This window comes from Alteromonas sp. KUL42 (assembly GCF_006538325.1).
In the GTDB taxonomy this organism is placed as follows: Bacteria; Pseudomonadota; Gammaproteobacteria; order Enterobacterales; family Alteromonadaceae; genus Alteromonas.
On record NZ_BJKK01000045.1, the window covers coordinates 1 to 1,333 of the forward strand.

Sequence of the window (1,333 nt, forward strand, 5' to 3'; positions counted from 1 at the left end):
AGTAACACATGGGCACTGTCGCTTCGCTCAAATTATTGCCCATGTGTTACTGCCCTTTATGCGGGTGTTATACACTTTTATGACTTTAAAACACTGGATGTTGATAAGAAAAATTTGCTTGGCCTATTTCACGCTTGTGTTGGCGCTATTTGCCTTGGAGCTAGTGGTTATGGCGGTCAGCGAATATGGAAGTAAACCTACGGATTACGTTGGTTGTTATGCTTACGACGCGCTGCTGGTTGGTTTCAAGTGTTCAGGGTTTCAAGCTTCAGAGTTAGTCTCTTTTGCATTAAATTACCCTCTATATCATCTGTACATGCCATTCTTTGTTTTTTGGAATCCATTGTTAATATTGGTTCTACTAGCTATGTACAGCCCATTGGTTATGTTATTAATTTCAAATGGTAAGGTAGTATCAGCACGTGTATAACAAAAAAATTATGTCGCCCGCAGGCGGGCTGGGACACAAACAGCCAGGCGGCTTCGCCATTATCGCCTGTCTGTTTGTGCCCCATATTTAAGTGTTAGGTGCTTCTGGGAAATCAATGGCTAAATCAGAAATAAGACGATTCTTAAAAGAAATCCGCACTAAATTTCCTGACGTCGTTCCTCGTATGGAAAAACATGAGAGTTGGGCGCTTACATTTCTAATGGAAGAGTTCGCAAATTTGACAACTATTTTGTTAAATCAAGGCGACTTAGAAGAAGCACTAGAACATTTGCAGTACATGAGCGAGAAACTAGATACTGCAACCAAGGCGGAATTCGAGTGCATAGATGTATATTATACAGAGCACTTATTCTGGAAAGGTACCAAAGAAGGTATTGAACGTGGCTGGCCTCTCGTGCCGGATAATCTCAGAAAATTATACTTGGACTTTCATGGTAAACCACCTAGGGCGGTAGTTTAAAAATGCACGCACCTAACAAAAAAATCAAGTTCGCCCGCTGCGCGGGCTGGGACGCAAACATGTGGGCTGCTCACTTCGTTCGTATTTTAGCCCACATGCCTGCGCCCCTTATTTAAAAGTTATATGCCAAGTTGTTTTAGCAACAATGAAATACTTTATTATCTCAAGGGCGAATTAGGTTAGTCAGAATGGAAGAGGTAGCTGAAGGCATTGGTCGTTTTTTCTTAAATATTCTCAAGTGGGTTTTTATCGATGCCATTCTTGAATTCTTCATCCGCGGCTTGGGGTACATTAGTTTAAAAATTGTCACATTCGGTAAGTATCCGAGAAAAGGCAGAGATGAAGGCAGGAGCGTGATTGCAGGCTTCGTTACTCTCGCGTTAATACTTGTTTTAATTGGCATGACTAATTGAGGGTTGGCA

Annotated in this window: 3 protein-coding genes; all 3 read left to right on the forward strand. The window is 41.7% G+C overall.

Annotated features, from left to right (window positions below; translation table 11 throughout):
* A partial coding sequence (locus EYR97_RS22065) for a hypothetical protein (protein WP_207308083.1) occupies positions 1–195 on the forward strand: 195 nt, incomplete at its 5' end.
* A gap of 350 nt (positions 196–545) precedes the next feature.
* Positions 546–911: a hypothetical protein gene (locus EYR97_RS21785; protein ID WP_131095857.1), complete on the forward strand. Its 366-nt coding sequence runs from the start codon at positions 546–548 to the stop codon at positions 909–911.
* A 188-nt stretch (positions 912–1,099) separates the two neighbouring features.
* Positions 1,100–1,324 carry a hypothetical protein gene (locus EYR97_RS21790; protein ID WP_131095858.1) on the forward strand — a complete coding sequence of 75 codons (225 nt, stop codon included), beginning with the start codon at positions 1,100–1,102 and terminating at the stop codon, positions 1,322–1,324.
* Positions 1,325–1,333 lie beyond the last annotated feature (9 nt).